The following is a 17,565-nucleotide window of genomic DNA, read 5'->3' as shown; positions in this document are numbered from 1 at the left end:
GAACGATCATGTCAGGTCAAACGGGGTTTAATCGAGTCCGCCAACTGCGTAAGGATCAGGCAGCACGATACGGCCCCGGCATCCAGAACGCCGAGGGAACGCTCACCCAAACGACTCGCTCGGCCAATCTTGGCCACCAGGTCCTTGGTCGAATCCCGCCCCTGAGAAGCAGCGCTTTTCATCGCGTCGAGTGCATCGCTGAAAGAACGCGACGCTGCATGCGCCCGTTCAAAGGCTTCCACCGCCGGGATCAACGTGTCCATCAAGCACTTGTCGCCCACGCCCGCTTCAGTGATGTCCTGCAACGAGGTCAAGCCGCCGCGCAGCAGGTGGGCGAAGGTGGCGGCGTCGATGTCTTCACTGGCGCGCACTTCGTCGGCCATGCCGATAAACAGGCTGCCATACAAGGGGCCCATGGAGCCGCCGATGCCTTCCATCAGGCTCAGGGTCAGTTCATCCAGGGCTTCGGCCAGGGTCAGTTGGCGGCCTTCGATCGTGCGGCCGCAATGGGCAAAGCCTTTGGCCATGTTAATGCCATGGTCGCCATCGCCTATAGCGCCGTCGACTTCGCTGAGGTACTCCCGGTTTGCCACGATCACGCTGACCAGGTCGGCGACAATGGCGCTACCGTCATGGGTGGAAAAATGCTGGCTCATGGTTCACTCCGCCTGGGTCATGCCGATGGAGCGGCAGGGTTGGTCGATCAGGGTTTTCAGCTCGGCGTCGAGGCCGAGCAGGGTCAAGGTCACGCCCATCATCTCCAGGGACGTGAAGTAGTTGCCCACGTAGCAACGGTGAATCTTCAAACCTTTGGCCTTGAGCTGTTTTTCCACCTCTGCGTAGAAAATATACAACTCCATCACCGGGGTGGCGCCCAGGCCTGAGACCAGCACCACCACGCTGTCGTCCTGGCTGAAATCGCGGTCGGCGAGGATCGGCGCCAGCATGCGCTCGGCCATGGCGGCGGCCGGTTCAATCGGGATGACTTCGATGCCCGGTTCGCCATGATGGCCGATACCCAGCTCCATCTGGCCGTCGGGAATCTGGAAGTTCGGCTTGCCCACCGCGGCGATCGTGCAGGGCGTAAGGCCGATACCAATCGAGCGGCAGTGGTCGACGGTTTTCTGCGCCACCCGAATCACGCCGTCCAGGTCGTAATGCTGGGCAGCGGCGGCACCGCCGATCTTCCACATGAAGATCTCCCCGGCCACGCCGCGACGCTTGGCAATATCGGCCTTGGGCGCGGAGGCCACGTCGTCGTTGGCGACCACGGTGCGGATGCGCATGTCTTTGCTGGCGGCCATTTTCATTGCCAGCTTCACGTTCATGTTGTCGCCGGCGTAGTTGCCATACAGGCAGGCCACGCCTGCGCCATGGTCGGCGGCGCGGAAGGCGTCGAAAAAGCTTTTGGCGGTGGGCGAGGAAAAAATCTCGCCGACGGCCACCGCATCCACCAGGCCCGGGCCAACATAGCCGAGGAACGCCGGTTCATGCCCGGAGCCGCCGCCGGTGACAATGCCGACGCGGCCCTGGGCGGACGGTCTGGCCCTGACAATGACCCGTGGGTTGCTTTCGTACTGGCGCAGTTCGGGGTGCGCGACCAGGATGCCGCGCAGCATGTCTTCGACCACTTGGTCGGGATCGTTGATGACTCGATTCATAACGCGGGTTCCTGTGTTCTTGTTCTAAGGGGCGACACCCTTCCATTGTGGGAGCAGGCAAGCCAGCTCCCACAGGGTTTTGTGTTGTTACTGAGATCAGGGTTCGAGCACAACCTTCAGCGATTTATCGCCGCGTTCCATCACTGCAAAGGCTTCCTTGAAGTCCGCCAGCGCAAACTTGTGGGTCACCACGTCGCGCATATCGATCTTGCGGTTGCCGATAAAGTCTATGGCCCTTGGGTACATATACGGCCCCAGGTGCGAGCCGAGGATATCCAGCTCCTTGCGGTCACCGATGATCGACCAATCCACCGTGGCCTCGTCATTGAACACGCTGAATTCCACAAAGCGTCCCAGCTTGCGCAGCATCGCCAGGCCTTGGTTCACCGCCTTGTGATGCCCGGTCGCCTCGATATAAATGTCGCAGCCGTAGCCATCGGTGATTTCGCGGATCTTCGCCAACACATCCACCTCGGCCGGGTTCCACACTTCATCGGCGCCCAGGCGAAGCGCGAGGGCGGCGCGTTCGGGTTTCATGTCCAGCACGATGAGTTTTTTCGGGTTGCGCAACCGCACCGCGCCGATGATGCCCAGGCCCAGGGTGCCGGCGCCGGCGACCACCACGATGTCGTCATGGTCGACGTTGGCGCGTTCCGCCGCGTGCAGCGAGCAGGCCAGGGGTTCGATCAGGATCGCTTCATCGGGGGCGATGGATTCCGGCACTTTGTGGATGATGCCTTCCTTGGTGAAGATCATGTATTGCGCCATGGCGCCCTGCACATTGTTCTGGAAGCCATACAGGTCGTGCTTCTGGCACATCCAGTACTGGCCGTGGTTGCAGAAGCGGCAGCCCCAGCATGGCACGATCTGCTCGGAGATCACCCGGTCGCCCACGGCCACGCCGCGCTTCTCGGCGCCTGGGCCAAGGGCGACCACGCGGCACACGAACTCATGCCCGGGGATCATCGGTGGCTTCACGTAGCGCGGTTGCTCGGCATCGCCCCAGAACGACGGCGCGCCGCGATAGGTCTTGATATCGCCCATGCAAATGCCGCACAGCTCGACTTTGGTCAGGATCTCGTCGGGGCCGGGGGTGGGCACGTTGACGGTTTCCAGGCGGTAGTCTTCCGGGCCGTGGCAGACCACAGCCTGCATGGTTTTCGGGATGCTCGGGGCGAGTTGTTCAGGTGTGCGTTCGGTGACGGTGGACATGACAAAACCTCACGACATAACGATGATTACTGAATGCTGTAGCCGCCGTCGATCACCATGTTGGCACCGGTGATCATCTGTGCGGCGTCGCTGAGCAGGTACAGCGCCAGCCCGGCGATTTCTTCCGGCTGGGCAAAGCGACCTGCCGGAATCTGCAATTTGGCCCGCTCACCCACCTCGCCCGCCCAGGCTTTTTTGCCCAGGGCGGTTTCGACGATGGTCGGAGAGATGGCGTTGACGTTGATCTGCGGCGCCCACTCCATGGCCAATACCTTGGTCATGCCGACGATGGCGGCTTTGCTGGCGCAGTAGGCAACGTGACGGTCCAGGCCAATCACGGCGGCCTGGGACGCCAGGTTGACGATGCGCCCGCTGCCTTGGGCAAGCATATGTCTGGCACAGGCCTGGGCCATGAAAAAGCTGGCCTTGAGGTTGATGTCCAAGGTGGTGTCCCAGGCGCTTTCGCTGACCTCGATGGCCTTGGCCAGCAGCACCACGCCTGCACTGTTGATCAGGTAATCCAGGCGCTGGAAATGCGCGAACACCTTGTCGACGGTCGGTTGTATCTGGTCGATCCTCCCGAGGTCGACGGCAATGCCCAGGTGCCCGGCACCCAGGCTGGCGGCCACCTCGACCACGGCCGGGTCGCGGTCCAGCAGCGCCACCCTTGCGCCGCGTTCCGCCAGCAAGGTGGCGCAGGCCAGTCCGATGCCGGCGGCGCCACCGGTGATCACCGCGCAACGGCCGCTGAGGTCGAAGGCTTGGTTCCAGAAACCAGACATGAATGACTCCTCGTTCTCACGCTCTTTGTGGGAATGCCGCGTGGAACGCTCTGCGTTCCGATGTTAAGTGACGCGGAGCGTCACGGGATGCGTTCCCACGCGGAGCGTGGGAACGATCAAACTACTTACCGCCGCTGACTTGCTTGTACAGCGCGTCCGCATTGGCATTGGTCACCGGCACCCACGGCAGAATGTAATTCTTGGCCGTGCCGTCACCCCATTTCACGTCTTTGGCATAGCGCTCCCAAATCACCGATTGTGGCTTGTAGTCCTTGCCGGCCAAGGCACGCAACGCTACGTCCAGCGCGCCTTGGGACTGGGCCTGGGCATCCTGTAGGAAGGTGGTGACTTCGTCCTTTTTCGCCGCCTGGATCGCATCCGGCATGCCGTCGATAGAGGTCACAGGCACATCCTTGGAGGTGAGGCCATGGGACTTCAGCGCCTGCACGGCGCCCAGGGCCATGTCGTCATTCTGGGCGATCACGCCATTGATGCCCTTGGGGTGGGCGTTGAGCCAGTCTTCGGTGAGCGTCATGGCCTGGGCGCGGTCCCAGTTGGCGGTTTTCTTTTCGATGATCTTGATGTCCGGGTGTTTGCCCAGCACTTCCAGCTCGCCTTTTTCCCGGTCGATCTGCGCCGACTGGCCAATCGGGCCCTGGATGATCACCACGTTGCCTTTGCCATTGAGCTTGTCGACCATGGCCTGGGCCTGCAGGCGGCCGCCTTCCACGTCGTCGTTACCCACATACGGCACGCTGGCATCGGCTACTTTCGTATTGGAGGCGATGACCACCACGTCGTTGCTCATGGCGGCCTTGACGGTACCGACGCCGGCCTTGGTATCAATCGGTACGAACAGAATCGCGTCGTAGCGTTGGGTCACCATGTTTTCGATCTGGTTGTTCTGGGTCAGGGCGTCGTAGTTGCCGTCGAACACGGTCAACTGCACGGTGCCATCCTTGACGGCCGGATGTTCCTTGAGCTCGCGGACCCAGTTCTGCATGAACTGACCCTTGAGGCCATAGACGGCTGCGCCGATCTTGTAGGTCTTGCCGTCGGCGGCCAGGGCGATACTGCTGGCGAGCAGGGAGAGGGCCGCCGCAGCGGCCAGGGTGGTACCCAGTTTCATAAGTAGAACTCCAGTTATTGTTATGGGTCGTTCTTCAGCGTTTCTTCTTGCGCCACACGTCGATCAGTACTGCAAACACGATGATCAGGCCCTTGGCGACCTGCTGGTAATAGGAGGACACGCCGAGCAGGTTCAGGCCGTTATTGATCACGCCGATCAACAGTGCCCCGAACAAGGTGCCGACAATGCTGCCGGTACCGCCGGACAAACTGGTGCCACCGATCACCACTGCGGCAATCGCGTCCAGCTCGTAGGAAACCCCGGCCTGGGGCAGGGCAGAGGTGGTGCGTGCCGACAGCACCACGCCGGCCAACCCGGCGAGCAGGCCCGAGACCACGTAGACCGAGAACATCACCTTGCGCACGCCAATGCCCGATGTGCGCGCGCTTTTTTCATTGCCGCCCACCGCGTACACATAACGGCCGTAGGTGGTGTAGCGCAGCACCATCCAGAAAATAAGCGCGACCACGGCGAAGATGATGATCGGCACGCCCACCGGGCCGACCTTGCCGATGCCCAGGGCCAGGTAGGCGTCGGGCAGGTCGGTGATCGGGCTGCCGTCGTTGAGAATAAAGGTCATGCCCCGGGCGATGCTGAGCATGCCGAGGGTGGCCACGAACGGCGGGATCGACAGGTTGGCGATCATGAAACCATTGACCACCCCGAGCATCGCGCCGGCAAACATCCCCGCGCTGACCGCCGCCAACAGGCCATAACCCTGGGTGGCGACCATGGCGCTGCACAACCCGGCGAACGCCAGGATCGACCCCACCGACAGGTCGATGCCCTTGGTCAGGATCACATAGGTCATGCCCACGGCGAGAATGCCGTTGATGGAGGTCTGGCGCAGGATGTCCATCCAGTTGCGCCAGGTCATGAAGTATTCGCTGGAAAACGCCATCACCACGCACAGCAGGATAAACACCAGCGGCAGGCCGAAGCGGTCGAGGGACAGGCGCAGGCGGTTGCGCGGCGCGGCAGTAACGGGAGCAACGATGGTTTTGGCATTCATGAGGCAAGACTCAACAAGGCTTCCTGGGAAAGGGCGGTGTCGGTGCTGATAGTGACCAGCCGGCCGCCTTTGAAGACGGCGATGCGGTCGCTCAAGTGCAGCAGTTCCGGTGCTTCCGACGACACCACAATGGCTGCGCCACCGGCGCGCACGAACTGGTCGAGCAGGTGGTAGATCTCCTGTTTGGCGCCTTCGTCGATGCCGCGGGTGGGTTCATCGCAGAGCAGGCACACCGGTTCCGTGGACAGGCATTTGGCGAGCACCACCTTTTGCTGGTTGCCGCCGCTCATTGATGCCACCGGCAGCTCCAGGGAGCTGGTCTTGATCTGCAAGCGCTTGACCATCTCCTCGGCCAGTTGCGCTTCTTTACGTGCGTTGATCAGCGACCAACTCGACAAGCGCTTATAGGCCGACAGCGCAATGTTCGACAGGATGCTGCCGGTCAGCACCAGGCCGCTGTCCTTGCGGTCTTCGGTAACCAGCGACATGCCGGCGTCGATGGTCGCCTTGGGCTGCCCGATGGGCATGGGCTTGCCTTGCAAGGTAACGCTGCCGGAATCCGCCACGGTCAGGCCGTAGATGCAATTGAGGAATTCACTGCGCCCGGAGCCCATCAACCCATAAATGCCGAGAATCTCGCCACGGCGCAGCTGCAGGCTGATGTCGTGGAACTCACCGTTGCGGCTCAGGTTGTCGACTTGCAGGCAGGTGCTGGCCGCGCATTCGCGGCCCACCTTGTGGTCGATGCGCGTCAGTTCCTGGCCGACAATGCCGCGCACCAGGTGGTCGCGGTCGATATCGGCCATGCGCCCGCTTTCGACAAAGGCGCCATCACGGAAGATGCTGTAGTCATCGGCGATCTGCGCCAGTTCGCTCAGTCGATGGGACACGTACACGATGCCGGCGCCGCGCGCGGTAAGGCGGCGAATCGCCTTGAACAGGGTTTCGGCCTCGCGCTCGCCGATGGCCGAGGTGGGCTCGTCCATGATCATCACCTGGCAGTCATGGCTGAACGCCTTGGCGATTTCCACCAATTGCATCTGCGCCACGCTCAAGCGGTGCATGGGGCTGGTGGCGTCGACGTCGAACTCCAGGCTTTCGAGCAGTTCGCGGGTGCGGCGGTTGAGGGCCTTGCTGTCGACGATGCAACCGGCGCGGCGCGGTTCGCGGCCCAGCCAGATGTTTTCGGCGACGGTCATGTAGGGGATGGGTTCGAGCTCCTGGGTGATCATTGCGATCCCCGCGGCCAGGGCTTCACTCGGGCGATTGAACTGCACCGGTGCGCCGTTGAGCAGAATGCTGCCGGCGTCACGCTGGGTGATGCCCATCAGGATGCTCAGGAAGGTTGACTTGCCGGCACCGTTGCCGCCGCACAGGGCGTGGACGCTGCCGGCGCGCAGAGAAAGGCGCCCGTCGCGCAGGGCTGGTACCCCGGCGTAAGCCTTGGCGACGTGTTCAGCCTGGAGCAGTAATGGCGTGGCCATCGGCGTGTCCTCGTGCTGTGAATTCTTATTAGGTCGCACAGTCATGTTTCGCTGTGATCATATGTGTATCAAATGAAATTCTGATCAGTCAATCTCTTTCACTTAAAAGGTGTGATTCTCATCTTTGACGCGGTTATTGCCTTGGTATAGGGCTTTGACTGGCAGGTCAGTTAAATCTCGCTTGACAGTAAGGGGTGAATGCTTGCGAAATGTGTGAGAGATATTTCACTAAGTGATCATTTGATCAGTGGAGTTTGGCGCCATGAACACACCTTTCCCGGTGGCTATCGGATGTGATGAAGCGGGTTTTGAGCTCAAAGAGTTGTTGAAGCGCCATATCGAGGCGTTGGGATACCCGGTGACCGACTTCGGTACGCATTCAACGGTGCCGGTGCTGTACCCGGACATCGCCCTGGCCGTGGCCACCGCCATCAATGCCGGGCAACAGCGCCTCGGCGTGCTGGTATGCGGCACCGGCATAGGCATGGCCATCTCGGCCAACAAGGTGCTGGGTATCCGTGCGGCCCAGGCCCATGACACCTACTCGGCGGAGCGGGCGCGCAAGAGTAACGATGCGCAAATCCTCTCCATCGGTGCGCGGGTCATCGGTGCGGAGTTGGCCAAAAGCATCGTCAGTGCGTTTTTGGCCTCGGAGTTCGAAGCGGCGCGGTCCGGGGCCAAGGTCGAACGCATCAATGCGATCGAGCGCGATGGGCATCAGTAGTGGACGGCGCGGGGCAAGAGTCGGGAGAATGCGCCTTTGACGCCGAAACGGAAGCCCGCCCCCATGAGTGACAGTACCCAGCGCATGGCCAGTGATATCGATCAGATGACCGAAGTGGCGATGCTCTATTACCTTGAGAACGTCACTCAGGAGGCCATTGCCAAGCGCTTTGACCTGTCGCGGGCCAAAGTCAGCCGCCTGCTCAAGCGTGCTCGGGATGAAGGGATCGTCGAGGTGCGCGTGTTGCAGCACCCGGCGATGAACAACGAGCTGGAGCGGGCGCTGGTAGAGCGCTTCAAGCTCGACCGCGCTTTGATCGCGGTCGACCACAGCGACCCCGACACCCAGCGCTCGGCGGTCGCCAGCCTGGTCGCCAACTACCTCAACAAGACCCTGAGTGATGGGATGATCGTTGCCGTGGGCATGGGGCGTAACGTCGGCGCGGTGGCCGATAACGTGTTTCTGCCGGTGACCCGCAACTGCACTTTCGTGTGTGCCATCGGCGGTTCGCTCAAGGCCGGCGAATACATGAACCCTGACCACATCTGCCGACGCCTGGCCCTGCGCTTTGGTGGCGAAAGTGAAAGCCTGTACGCCCCGGCGCTGGTGGCCAACCCGGAACTGCGCGGGGTGCTGATCAACAACGACACGGTGCGTTCGACCCTTGACCGCGCCCGCCGTGCCGATATCGCCCTGATCGGCATCGGCGACATGAGCGAGAACAGCAACATGGTGCGCATGGGCTGGTTCTCGCCCCAGGAAATCGCCCAGGCGCGGTTGTCTGGCACCGTGGGCGACATGATGGGCTATGACTTTATCGACATTCACGGCCAGCCGGCGGTCAACGCCATCCAGGGGCGCGTGATCGGGTTGACGGTGCAGGAGCTGTTTCGCATCCCGGATGTGGTGGCGATTGCCAGCGAGAACACCAAGGCGGCGGCGACCTTGGGGGCGTTGCGTTCGGGGGTGATCAATACGCTGGCGACCACCGTCACCAATGCCCACACCATCCTGGCGCTGGACGATGCCACTCGTAAAACCTGATACAGATCGTTCCCACGCTCCAGCGTGGGAACGCATCCTGTGACGCTCCGCGTCATCCTGGCGCGGGTGGGACGCGGAGCGTCAAAGGCGGCATTCCCACGCAGAGCGTGGGAACGATCATGCACGCAGAGCGTGGGAACGATCATGCATCGAGGTGCCGGCATCGCAGGCCAGCTCCCACAAGAGTTGCTGTGCTTCTGATGGGGTTTACAGGTTTTGTAATAGTTTTGCGTTGTGGGAAATTTGTATTTCGAATGTAGGATTCAAGTCCTTTTGTCATTTCAGGACTTGCATGAACACCCTCTCGGAGCCTCCCAGTCGTCTTTCCCCAAGACAACCGCTGTCGCTGTTCCCGCTGAAGCACCCCGTATTCCGTCAACTAACCTTGTCCCGGTCGCATGACCGCACTTTGCCGTGCCCGGCGTTCTGAACACTTTAAAGACAGAGAATTTATAAATGGAATGGTTAGCGGATCCTACGGCCTGGCTCGGCCTTGCGACCTTGATTGTGCTGGAACTGGTGCTGGGTATCGACAACCTGGTGTTTATCGCGATCCTGGCGGACAAGTTGCCGCCGGAGCAGCGTGACCGTGCACGTTTGATCGGTTTATCCCTGGCGCTGCTGATGCGCCTGGGCCTGTTGGCGAGTATTTCCTGGTTGGTGACCCTGACCCAGCCGCTGTTCGAGGTGTTCGACAAGAGCTTCTCCGGCCGTGACCTGATCATGCTGTTTGGTGGTGTGTTCCTGTTGTTCAAGGCCACCATGGAATTGCATGAGCGCCTTGAAGGCCATGTGGCGCAGCACAAGGGCAGTGTGGCTTACGCAATGTTCTGGCCGATCGTCGCGCAGATCGTGGTGCTGGATGCGGTGTTCTCCCTCGACGCGGTGATTACCGCCGTGGGCATGGTCGACGAGCTGGCGGTGATGATGATCGCCGTGATCGTGTCCATCGGCCTGATGATCGTGGCGAGCAAGCCGCTGACCCGTTTCGTCAATGCGCACCCGACCGTGATCATGCTGTGCCTGGGCTTCCTGATGATGATCGGTTTCGCCCTGACCGCCGAAGGCCTGGGCTTCCATATTCCCAAGGGCTACTTGTACGCGGCCATTGGCTTCTCGATTCTGATCGAGGTGTTCAACCAGATCGCCCGAGCCCGTCGCAAGAAGTCGGCGCAGGGCGTGTTGCCGGTGCGTGAGCGTACCGCCCATGCGGTGATGCGCTTGTTGGGCGGCCGCAGCCTGGCGGTGGAAGAGGTGGGTGAAGACGTGGCTGACCTGCTGGGCGAGCCGGATGCTGCGCAGGGTCCGCTGTTTGACCGACGCGAACGGGTGATGATCAGCGGCGTGCTGCAACTGGCCGAGCGGCCGATTCGCACCCTGATGACGCCAAGGGCCAAGGTTGATTGCATCGACCTGGCGGATGACCCCGAGACGATCCGTCTGAAACTGATGCACTCGTCCTACTCGCGTCTGCCGTTGATCCGTAACGGTGCGGTGGATGAGCCCCTGGGTTTTGTGCACAAGAAGGAGTTACTCAAGGAGTACCTGGCGGGCAACGAGCCGAACCTGGAACACCTGGCGCGTCGGGCGATCAACCTGCTGGACAGTTTTTCGATCCTCAATGCCCTGGAGCAGATGCGCCAGGAGTCCACTCACATCGCTTTCGTGATCAACGAATTCGGCGACTTCATGGGCGTATTGAGCATGACGGATATTCTGGAATCCATCGCCGGTGAATTGCCCGATGCCAGCGAAATCGAAGGGCCCGATATTGTCGAGCAAGGCGATGGCTTCCGTGCCAATGGCGCCTTGAACCTCAACCTGGTGCGTCAACGCACGGGCTTCAAGGCGGTGACGACCGAGGATTATCAAACCCTGGCAGGTTTGGTGATGAGCCTGCTTGACCGCCTGCCGGTGGTGGGCGATAGCCTGGAACATGAAGGCTGGCGTTTGACCGTGGCTGAAGTGGAGGAGCGTCGAGTGACGCAAGTGCACTTGCACCCTTGCTCAGGTCATAACGGCTGAAGATGTCCTTCACGTACTGCTCTTGTTCTTCAAGGGGGCCCAAACCTTTGTGCTGTTCCACCAGGGCGCCCTTGCGATAGATCAGCAGCGTCGGGGTGCCTGACACGTCAGGGTGCCTCGGCGTATGGGCGCAATCGAGTACCAGGCTCACGACCCAGGGATGCTGCCAGGCGTGCTGTTCGAACACGGCGCCTGCCTGCGCGCAAGCGGGGCAGTGCTCTGATACAAACAGGAGGAACACCGGGCGCGGTGTATTCAGTACGCGTTCGAACGCTGTGGCGCTGGAAATAATGCGGGTGGCCATTCCCATGGTGATCTCCCTTCAAGCCGCGTGGGTGTTTGCCAACGCTAAGCCCGTGGCTTATCACCGTCTACTGTCAACCTTCACAGGTCTGCCTCGCGCTCTATGCGCTCCCTGGCCTTGCGGGCCTGGCTCGCGCACTTCTCGTATTCCTCATTGTCGCGGGAGGCCTTGGCCCGGCGATAGCCATGGTGATTCTGGGCGGTGTAGTCGGTACTGAAGGCTTCCTTGAGTTTCTGCAGTTCTTCCTTGCATTCACGACGGTCGCTACTGGCCAGGGCGTTGCCAGCCACCCCGAGCAAAAGCACGGGCAAGATATATCGCAGTTTCATCAGTCAGGGTTCCATGTAAGGGCGAGCAAGCACGCTCTTAGAGGTTAGCCCAGGCGTTCGGTATTGGTGCGCAGTAACAGGGTTTGAGGTCTTGCGTAGCAAAGCGTTTGTACTCACAGGCAGGCGCCGTATTCCCGTCAGGCCGCTATCTGACTGATCCACAAGGCATTTGCGGGGCGCATGTCTTTCCATGAGCACCTATGGCACACTTTCTGCTGTCTATTCCGTTGTTACATACCAAGTTCCGGTATAGCGGAATACACCCTCCCTGGAGTGCTTGTCATGCATCACCGACCTTCCGTATTCAAAGCGTGTGTTTTTCTCGTCGCTGCATCGGCTTCCCTCGCCAGCGTGGTGCAGGCGGCGGACAGCAAGCTCGATGATGTGCTCAAGCGTGGGCACTTGATCGTAGGCACAGGCAGTACCAATGCGCCCTGGCACTTCCAGGGAGCGGATGGCAAATTGCAGGGGTTTGATATCGACATCGGCCGCATCGTGGCCAAAGGCTTGTTCAATGACCCGAGCAAGGTGGAGTTTGTGGTGCAGTCGTCTGACGCACGTATTCCCAACCTGCTCACCGACAAGGTCGACATGAGCTGCCAGTTCATCACCGTTACCGCCAGCCGTGCGCAGCAGGTGGCCTTTACCTTGCCGTACTACCGGGAAGGCGTCGGCCTGCTGTTGCCCAATAACAGCAAATACAAGGAAATCGAAGATCTCCAAGCCGCAGGTGATGACGTTACCGTGGCAGTGCTGCAAAACGTATACGCCGAAGAGTTGGTGCACCAGGCGCTGCCCAAGGCCAAGGTCGACCAGTACGACAGTGTCGACTTGATGTACCAGGCCGTGAACTCAGGCCGCGCCGATGCCGCCGCCACCGATCAGTCCTCGGTCAAATACCTGATGGTGCAGAACCCTGGCCGCTACCGCAGCCCCACCTACGCCTGGAGCCCGCAAACCTATGCCTGCGCGGTCAAGCGCGGCGACCAGGACTGGCTGAATTTCGTCAACACCGCGCTGCACGAAGCCATGACCGGTGTGGAATTCCCCACCTACAAAGCCTCGTTCAAGCAGTGGTTCGGCGTGGACCTGCCAGAACCGGCGATTGGTTTTCCCGTGGAATTCAAGTGACCCGCAACAATTGGGGCGTGCCTGAACACGCCCCCTTCAGGTGCTGCTGACCATGAACTATCAGTTGAACTTTGCCGCCGTCTGGCGTGATTTCGACACCTTGCTGGCGGGGCTCGGCCTTGGGCTACAGTTGGCTTTGCTGTCGATCGCCATCGGCTGCGTGATCGGCCTGTTGATGGCGTTTGCCATGCTTTCCAGGCACCGCGCGTTGCGTATTATTGCCTCGGTGTATGTCACCGTGGTGCGCAACACCCCGATCCTGGTGTTGATCCTGTTGATCTACTTCGCCTTGCCCTCCCTGGGCATTCGGCTGGATAAGATTCCCTCGTTCATCATCACCCTGTCGCTGTATGCCGGCGCCTATCTCACCGAGGTATTCCGCGCAGGCCTGGTGAATATTCCCAAGGGCTTGCGGGAAGCCGGCCTGGCCATCGGCCTGGGGGAGTGGCGGATTCGCGCTTACATCACCGTGCCGGTGATGCTGCGCAACGTGTTGCCGGCACTCTCGAACAACTTCATCTCGCTGTTCAAGGACACCTCCCTGGCCGCCGCGATCGCGGTGCCGGAACTGACCTATTACGCCCGCAAGATCAACGTCGAAAGCTACCGGGTGATTGAAACCTGGCTGGTCACGACCGCGCTCTACGTGGCTGCCTGTTACCTGATTGCCATGCTGCTCCGTTACCTGGAACAGCGTTTGGCTATCCGTCGTTAAGGAAGGGCCTCATGTACGAATCCCCCAGTTGGCTGCATGAATTGTGGATCGCCCGCGAGACCCTCTGGGCCGGCTTTCAGGCCAGCGTGGCGGTCTCGGCGCTGGCGATTGTCTTTGGCACCCTGATCGGCATCGTCGCCGGGTTGATCCTCACCTACGGCAAGTTCTGGATGCGTGCGCCGTTCCGTCTGTATGTCGATTTGATCCGTGGCACGCCGGTGTTTGTGCTGGTGTTGGCATGTTTCTACATGCTGCCGGCCCTTGGCTGGCAAATCAGTGCGTTCCAGGCCGGTGCTGTCGGGCTCACCTTGTTCTGTGGCTCCCATGTATCGGAAATCGTGCGCGGCGCGCTGCAGGCCATTCCCCGTGGGCAATTGGAAGCGGGCAAGGCCATTGGCCTGACGTTCTATCAGTCCCTGGGCTATGTGCTGCTGCCCCAGGCGCTGCGGCAGATCTTGCCGACCTGGGTGAACTCCTCTACGGAAATCGTCAAGGCTTCCACCTTGCTGTCGGTGATCGGTGTGGCCGAATTGCTGCTCAGTACCCAGCAGGTGATCGCGCGCACCTTCATGACCCTGGAGTTCTACCTGTTCGCCGGTTTTCTGTTCTTTGTCATCAACTACGCCATCGAATTATTCGGGCGCTACATTGAAAAGCGGGTGCCCTTGCCATGAACCAAGCTCAAACCAACCCAGCGCTGCTGGACATTCGTGGCCTGCGTAAACAATACGGCCAGGTGGAAGTGCTCAAGGGCGTCGACCTGTCCATGCAGCGCGGCAATGTGGTGACGTTGATCGGCTCCAGCGGCTCGGGCAAGACCACCTTGCTGCGCTGCGTGAACCTGCTGGAAGAGTTCCAGGGCGGGCAGATCACCCTGGATGGCGAGTCCATCGGCTACAGCGATGTCGGCGGCAAGCGTGTACGCCACCCGGAGCGAGTGATCGCCCAGCACCGCGCAATGACCGGCATGGCGTTCCAGCAATTCAACCTGTTCCCGCACCTGACCGCGCTGCAGAACGTCACCCTCGGCTTGCTCAAGGTCAAGAAAATGGGCAAGGATGAAGCGGTGGCGCTGGCCGAAAAATGGCTGGACCGCGTCGGCCTGCTGGAGCGCCGCAACCACTTTCCTGGCCAATTGTCCGGCGGCCAGCAACAGCGCGTGGCCATTGCTCGGGCCATTGCCATGAACCCCAGCCTGATGCTATTCGACGAAGTCACCTCGGCCCTCGACCCGGAGTTGGTGGGCGAAGTGCTCAGCGTGATCAAGGGGTTGGCGGAGGAGGGCATGACCATGTTGTTGGTCACCCACGAGATGCGCTTTGCCTATGAGGTCTCGGACCAGATCGTCTTCATGAACCAGGGCCGCATTGAAGAGCAGGGCAGTGCGAAGGACATCTTCGAACGGCCGCAGTCGCCGCGCCTGGCAGAATTTCTCAAGAACATTCGTTTTTAACAAGGAGCAACTTTATGAGCATTACTCGTTACGGCACCGGCAGCACCGCAGGTGGCGGCCAGCCACGTCCGTTCGCCCGCGCGGTGGAAGCCGATGGCTGGCTGTACGTGTCGGGCCAGGTGCCTGCGGTGGACGGTGAAATCATCAATGGCGGCATCATCGAGCAAACCCGCCAGACGATGCGCAACGTGGTGGCGATCCTCGAAGAAGCCGGCTACGAACTCAAGGATGTGGTGCGGGTGGGCGTATGGTTGGAAGACCCACGGGACTTCTGGAGTTTCAACAAGGTATTCGGCGAATACTTCACCCCGGAGCACGCACCGGCGCGCGCCTGTGTTCAGGCCAATATGATGGTCGATTGCAAGGTCGAGATCGATTGCGTCGCCTACAAGAAAAAGGCCTAACTGATCATTCCCACGCTCTGCGTGGGAATACCGCCTTGGACGCTCTGCGTCCGCGCATGTGACGCAAAGCGTCACCGCATGCATTCCCACGCAGAGCGTGGGAACGATCATCTGGAACGGGACCGAGTACTGCCATGACCGAAGACACCATCAAACGCCGCGCCAAAGGCCTGGACCGTGCGTTCGATATCCTCGATTTTCTCAAGGAAATCGGCCAACCCCTGCGCCCGAATGATATTGCCAGCGGCATTGGCAGCCCCAAATCCACGGTCTACGAACTGGTGGCGTCGTTGCTGGAACGGCGCATCCTGGAGACCGTGGGCAAGGACGGCCACGTGTATCTGGGGCGCCAGCTGTATTTCCTCGGCCAGGCACACTTGCGTCACTTCGACCTGACCCGCGAGGCCGACCACGCCTTGCAGGAGATCGTCAGCCAGACCCACGAAACCGCGCAGATGTGCCTGCTCAACGGGCGCAAATACACGGTGGCGCTGATGCGCGAAGGCCAGCGGCATTTCCGTATTTCTTCGGACATCGGTGAAAACGCGCCCATTCCGTGGACTGCCTCGGGACGCTTGTTGCTGGGGCATTTGAGCGATCAGCAGATCGTCGACCTGATCGATCCCGACGATTTCATCCTGCCGGATGGCCTGCGCCTGCCGCTGGACACTTTCCTGGCGCAGATCCGCCAGGCCAGCCTGGATGGTTTCTTCTCCTTCGACAGTGTGGCCGACACCTTCACCCACTGCTTTGCCGCCCCGGTGCGCGATGCCCAGGGCGTCAGCATCGCGACCCTGTGCATCGTCGCCCCCCGGGCTGATGCGAGCAAAAACTACCACGACTATCGCCGGGTACTGATCGACAGTGCCAACAGCCTGGCCCGGCGCATCAACGAATAGGAGTTTTCCATGTCTGCCCTCAATGCCGTTGAAAAAGGGGCCGCCGCAGTCGGTGCCCATTTGGTTCGCGATGTCAGCCTGCCGGCCCTGGTGCTGCACCGTGACGCCCTGGAACATAACATCCGCTGGATGCAGGACTTTGTCCGCAGCAGCGGCGCCGAGCTGGCGCCCCACGGCAAGACCAGCATGATGCCCGCGCTGTTCCAGCGCCAGATCGCCGCCGGTGCCTGGGGCATCACCCTGGCTACCGCCGTGCAGACCCGCGCCGCCTACGCCAGCGGCGTGCGTCGCGTGCTGATGGCCAACCAACTGGTGGGCGCGGCGAACATGGCCTTGATCGCCGACCTGCTGGCCGACAAGGATTTTGACTTCCATTGCATGGTCGATCACCCGGACAACGTCGCCGACCTGGGCCTGTTCTTCGCCGCCCGTGGCCAGCGCCTCAACGTGATGATCGAGTATGGCGTGGTCGGTGGCCGGTGCGGCTGCCGCAGCGAGCAGCAAGTGCGCGACCTGGCCAAGGCGATCCAGGCCCAGCCGGCATTGGCCCTCACCGGTATCGAGGGTTACGAAGGCGTGATCCACGGTGAGCACGCCATCAGCGGTATCCGCGCCTTCGCCGCCAGCCTGGTGAGCCTGGCGGTGGAACTGCAAGACAGCGGCCTGTTCGACCTGCCCAAGCCGATCATCACCGCATCGGGCTCGGCCTGGTACGACCTGATCGCCGAGTCGTTCGAAACGCAGAACGCCGCCGGCCGTTTCCTCAGCGTGTTGCGCCCTGGCAGTTACGTGGCCCACGACCATGGCATCTATAAAGAGGCGCAGTGCTGCGTACTCGAACGCCGCAGCGACCTCAACGAGGGCCTGCGCCCGGCAATGGAAGTCTGGGCGCATGTGCAGTCGCTGCCGGAGCCTGGTTTTGCGGTCGTTGCCCTGGGCAAGCGCGACGTGGCCTACGACGCCGGTTTGCCAGTGCCGCTCAAGCGCTACAGGGCCGGGATCGTGCCGGCGCAAGGTGATGATGTGAGCGGGTGCAAGGTCACGGCGGTGATGGACCAGCATGCATTCATGACCGTGGCGCCTGGGGTTGAATTGCGCATTGGCGACATCATTTCCTTTGGTACGTCCCATCCTTGCCTGACCTTTGATAAATGGCAGGTGGGGTGCCTGGTGGATGAGCAGTTGCAGGTGGTCGAGTCTCTGCGTACCTGCTTCTAGACCGAGTCGCGGCTATCGCAGCGATGCGGCGACCCGACA

The 17,565-nt window shown here is 61.1% G+C and carries 18 protein-coding genes and 1 pseudogene; 10 read left to right on the top strand and 9 right to left on the bottom strand.

What is annotated here, in order from left to right; genetic code table 11:
- Positions 1-11 precede the first annotated feature (11 nt).
- The 7 genes from dhaL to HBO10_RS17305 all read right to left on the bottom strand — a co-directional run bounded on the left by dhaL (position 12) and on the right by HBO10_RS17305 (position 7,280).
- Positions 12-656 carry a dihydroxyacetone kinase subunit DhaL gene (gene dhaL / locus HBO10_RS17335; protein WP_034125752.1) on the bottom strand — a complete coding sequence of 215 codons (645 nt, stop codon included), beginning with the start codon at positions 654-656 and terminating at the stop codon, positions 12-14.
- A 3-nt stretch (positions 657-659) separates the two neighbouring features.
- Complete coding sequence (locus tag HBO10_RS17330; protein ID WP_034125751.1) at positions 660-1,661, bottom strand: dihydroxyacetone kinase subunit DhaK; 1,002 nt, start codon at positions 1,659-1,661, stop codon at positions 660-662.
- A gap of 96 nt (positions 1,662-1,757) precedes the next feature.
- Entirely contained in the window at positions 1,758-2,873 is a 1,116-nt protein-coding gene (locus tag HBO10_RS17325) for an alcohol dehydrogenase catalytic domain-containing protein (protein ID WP_034125750.1), read from the bottom strand.
- Between the two features lie 26 nt (positions 2,874-2,899).
- Positions 2,900-3,655, bottom strand: coding sequence for an SDR family oxidoreductase (locus HBO10_RS17320; protein WP_034125749.1), 756 nt, complete (start codon positions 3,653-3,655; stop codon positions 2,900-2,902).
- A 121-nt stretch (positions 3,656-3,776) separates the two neighbouring features.
- A complete protein-coding gene (locus HBO10_RS17315) occupies positions 3,777-4,784 on the bottom strand; it encodes a substrate-binding domain-containing protein (protein WP_034125748.1) in 1,008 nt (335 codons plus the stop codon).
- Positions 4,785-4,818: 34 nt separating this feature from the next.
- Positions 4,819-5,796, bottom strand: coding sequence for an ABC transporter permease (locus HBO10_RS17310; RefSeq protein ID WP_014718193.1), 978 nt, complete (start codon positions 5,794-5,796; stop codon positions 4,819-4,821).
- On the bottom strand, positions 5,793-7,280 hold the full coding sequence (locus HBO10_RS17305) for a sugar ABC transporter ATP-binding protein (protein ID WP_034125747.1): 1,488 nt from the start codon (positions 7,278-7,280) through the stop codon (positions 5,793-5,795). Before HBO10_RS17305 ends, HBO10_RS17310 begins: the two co-directional genes overlap by 4 nt.
- A gap of 262 nt (positions 7,281-7,542) precedes the next feature.
- Between HBO10_RS17305 and rpiB the strand changes: the two genes are divergently transcribed.
- From rpiB to HBO10_RS17290, 3 genes are all read left to right on the top strand, one after another.
- A complete protein-coding gene (gene rpiB / locus HBO10_RS17300) occupies positions 7,543-8,004 on the top strand; it encodes a ribose 5-phosphate isomerase B (protein ID WP_034125746.1) in 462 nt (153 codons plus the stop codon).
- Positions 8,005-8,067: 63 nt separating this feature from the next.
- Entirely contained in the window at positions 8,068-9,048 is a 981-nt protein-coding gene (locus tag HBO10_RS17295; RefSeq protein WP_034125745.1) for a sugar-binding transcriptional regulator, read from the top strand.
- A 456-nt stretch (positions 9,049-9,504) separates the two neighbouring features.
- The gene (locus HBO10_RS17290) at positions 9,505-11,073 is read left to right on the top strand and encodes a TerC family protein (protein WP_034125744.1); all 1,569 of its coding nucleotides are present in this window, start codon (positions 9,505-9,507) and stop codon (positions 11,071-11,073) included.
- A gap of 70 nt (positions 11,074-11,143) precedes the next feature.
- On the opposite strand, the pseudogene HBO10_RS17285 reads toward HBO10_RS17290, so the two are convergent.
- Both HBO10_RS17285 and HBO10_RS17280 read right to left on the bottom strand, forming a co-directional pair.
- Positions 11,144-11,377, bottom strand: a pseudogene (locus HBO10_RS17285) (thioredoxin family protein); the annotation flags it as partial.
- 80 nt (positions 11,378-11,457) lie between these two features.
- A complete protein-coding gene (locus tag HBO10_RS17280) occupies positions 11,458-11,706 on the bottom strand; it encodes a hypothetical protein (protein WP_034125743.1) in 249 nt (82 codons plus the stop codon).
- Between the two features lie 282 nt (positions 11,707-11,988).
- Between HBO10_RS17280 and HBO10_RS17275 the strand changes: the two genes are divergently transcribed.
- The 7 genes from HBO10_RS17275 to HBO10_RS17245 all read left to right on the top strand — a co-directional run bounded on the left by HBO10_RS17275 (position 11,989) and on the right by HBO10_RS17245 (position 17,526).
- Positions 11,989-12,837 (top strand): transporter substrate-binding domain-containing protein, encoded by an 849-nt coding sequence (locus HBO10_RS17275; RefSeq protein ID WP_034125742.1) that lies wholly within the window; start codon positions 11,989-11,991, stop codon positions 12,835-12,837.
- Between the two features lie 52 nt (positions 12,838-12,889).
- Complete coding sequence (locus tag HBO10_RS17270) at positions 12,890-13,552, top strand: amino acid ABC transporter permease (protein WP_034125741.1); 663 nt, start codon at positions 12,890-12,892, stop codon at positions 13,550-13,552.
- Positions 13,553-13,563: 11 nt separating this feature from the next.
- The gene (locus HBO10_RS17265; RefSeq protein ID WP_034125740.1) at positions 13,564-14,226 is read left to right on the top strand and encodes an amino acid ABC transporter permease; all 663 of its coding nucleotides are present in this window, start codon (positions 13,564-13,566) and stop codon (positions 14,224-14,226) included.
- Positions 14,223-15,005, top strand: a complete 783-nt coding sequence (locus HBO10_RS17260) for an amino acid ABC transporter ATP-binding protein (protein ID WP_020301585.1) — start codon at positions 14,223-14,225, stop codon at positions 15,003-15,005. Before HBO10_RS17265 ends, HBO10_RS17260 begins: the two co-directional genes overlap by 4 nt.
- 14 nt (positions 15,006-15,019) lie before the next feature.
- Entirely contained in the window at positions 15,020-15,409 is a 390-nt protein-coding gene (locus HBO10_RS17255) for a RidA family protein (protein ID WP_003191822.1), read from the top strand.
- Positions 15,410-15,543: 134 nt separating this feature from the next.
- Positions 15,544-16,308, top strand: a complete 765-nt coding sequence (locus HBO10_RS17250) for an IclR family transcriptional regulator (RefSeq protein ID WP_034125739.1) — start codon at positions 15,544-15,546, stop codon at positions 16,306-16,308.
- Positions 16,309-16,317: 9 nt separating this feature from the next.
- Entirely contained in the window at positions 16,318-17,526 is a 1,209-nt protein-coding gene (locus tag HBO10_RS17245; protein WP_034125738.1) for an amino acid deaminase, read from the top strand.
- The last annotated feature ends 39 nt before the right edge of the window (positions 17,527-17,565 follow it).

This window comes from Pseudomonas sp. WS 5503 (assembly GCF_012985385.1).
GTDB classification, from domain to species: Bacteria; Pseudomonadota; Gammaproteobacteria; order Pseudomonadales; family Pseudomonadaceae; genus Aquipseudomonas; species Aquipseudomonas paracarnis.
This window is presented reverse-complemented; position numbering and strand designations above follow the sequence as displayed.

Bases quoted from the DNA above. Each gene is read 5' to 3' on its own strand.
- dhaL (WP_034125752.1), bottom strand. From the start codon at position 656: ATGAGCCAGCATTTTTCCACCCATGACGGTAGCGCCATTGTCGCCGAC.
- HBO10_RS17330 (WP_034125751.1), bottom strand. From the start codon at position 1,661: ATGAATCGAGTCATCAACGATCCCGACCAAGTGGTCGAAGACATGCTG.
- HBO10_RS17325 (WP_034125750.1), bottom strand. From the start codon at position 2,873: ATGTCCACCGTCACCGAACGCACACCTGAACAACTCGCCCCGAGCATC.
- HBO10_RS17320 (WP_034125749.1), bottom strand. From the start codon at position 3,655: ATGTCTGGTTTCTGGAACCAAGCCTTCGACCTCAGCGGCCGTTGCGCG.
- HBO10_RS17315 (WP_034125748.1), bottom strand. From the start codon at position 4,784: ATGAAACTGGGTACCACCCTGGCCGCTGCGGCGGCCCTCTCCCTGCTC.
- HBO10_RS17310 (WP_014718193.1), bottom strand. From the start codon at position 5,796: ATGAATGCCAAAACCATCGTTGCTCCCGTTACTGCCGCGCCGCGCAAC.
- HBO10_RS17305 (WP_034125747.1), bottom strand. From the start codon at position 7,280: ATGGCCACGCCATTACTGCTCCAGGCTGAACACGTCGCCAAGGCTTAC.
- rpiB (WP_034125746.1), top strand. From the start codon at position 7,543: ATGAACACACCTTTCCCGGTGGCTATCGGATGTGATGAAGCGGGTTTT.
- HBO10_RS17295 (WP_034125745.1), top strand. From the start codon at position 8,068: ATGAGTGACAGTACCCAGCGCATGGCCAGTGATATCGATCAGATGACC.
- HBO10_RS17290 (WP_034125744.1), top strand. From the start codon at position 9,505: ATGGAATGGTTAGCGGATCCTACGGCCTGGCTCGGCCTTGCGACCTTG.
- HBO10_RS17280 (WP_034125743.1), bottom strand. From the start codon at position 11,706: ATGAAACTGCGATATATCTTGCCCGTGCTTTTGCTCGGGGTGGCTGGC.
- HBO10_RS17275 (WP_034125742.1), top strand. From the start codon at position 11,989: ATGCATCACCGACCTTCCGTATTCAAAGCGTGTGTTTTTCTCGTCGCT.
- HBO10_RS17270 (WP_034125741.1), top strand. From the start codon at position 12,890: ATGAACTATCAGTTGAACTTTGCCGCCGTCTGGCGTGATTTCGACACC.
- HBO10_RS17265 (WP_034125740.1), top strand. From the start codon at position 13,564: ATGTACGAATCCCCCAGTTGGCTGCATGAATTGTGGATCGCCCGCGAG.
- HBO10_RS17260 (WP_020301585.1), top strand. From the start codon at position 14,223: ATGAACCAAGCTCAAACCAACCCAGCGCTGCTGGACATTCGTGGCCTG.
- HBO10_RS17255 (WP_003191822.1), top strand. From the start codon at position 15,020: ATGAGCATTACTCGTTACGGCACCGGCAGCACCGCAGGTGGCGGCCAG.
- HBO10_RS17250 (WP_034125739.1), top strand. From the start codon at position 15,544: ATGACCGAAGACACCATCAAACGCCGCGCCAAAGGCCTGGACCGTGCG.
- HBO10_RS17245 (WP_034125738.1), top strand. From the start codon at position 16,318: ATGTCTGCCCTCAATGCCGTTGAAAAAGGGGCCGCCGCAGTCGGTGCC.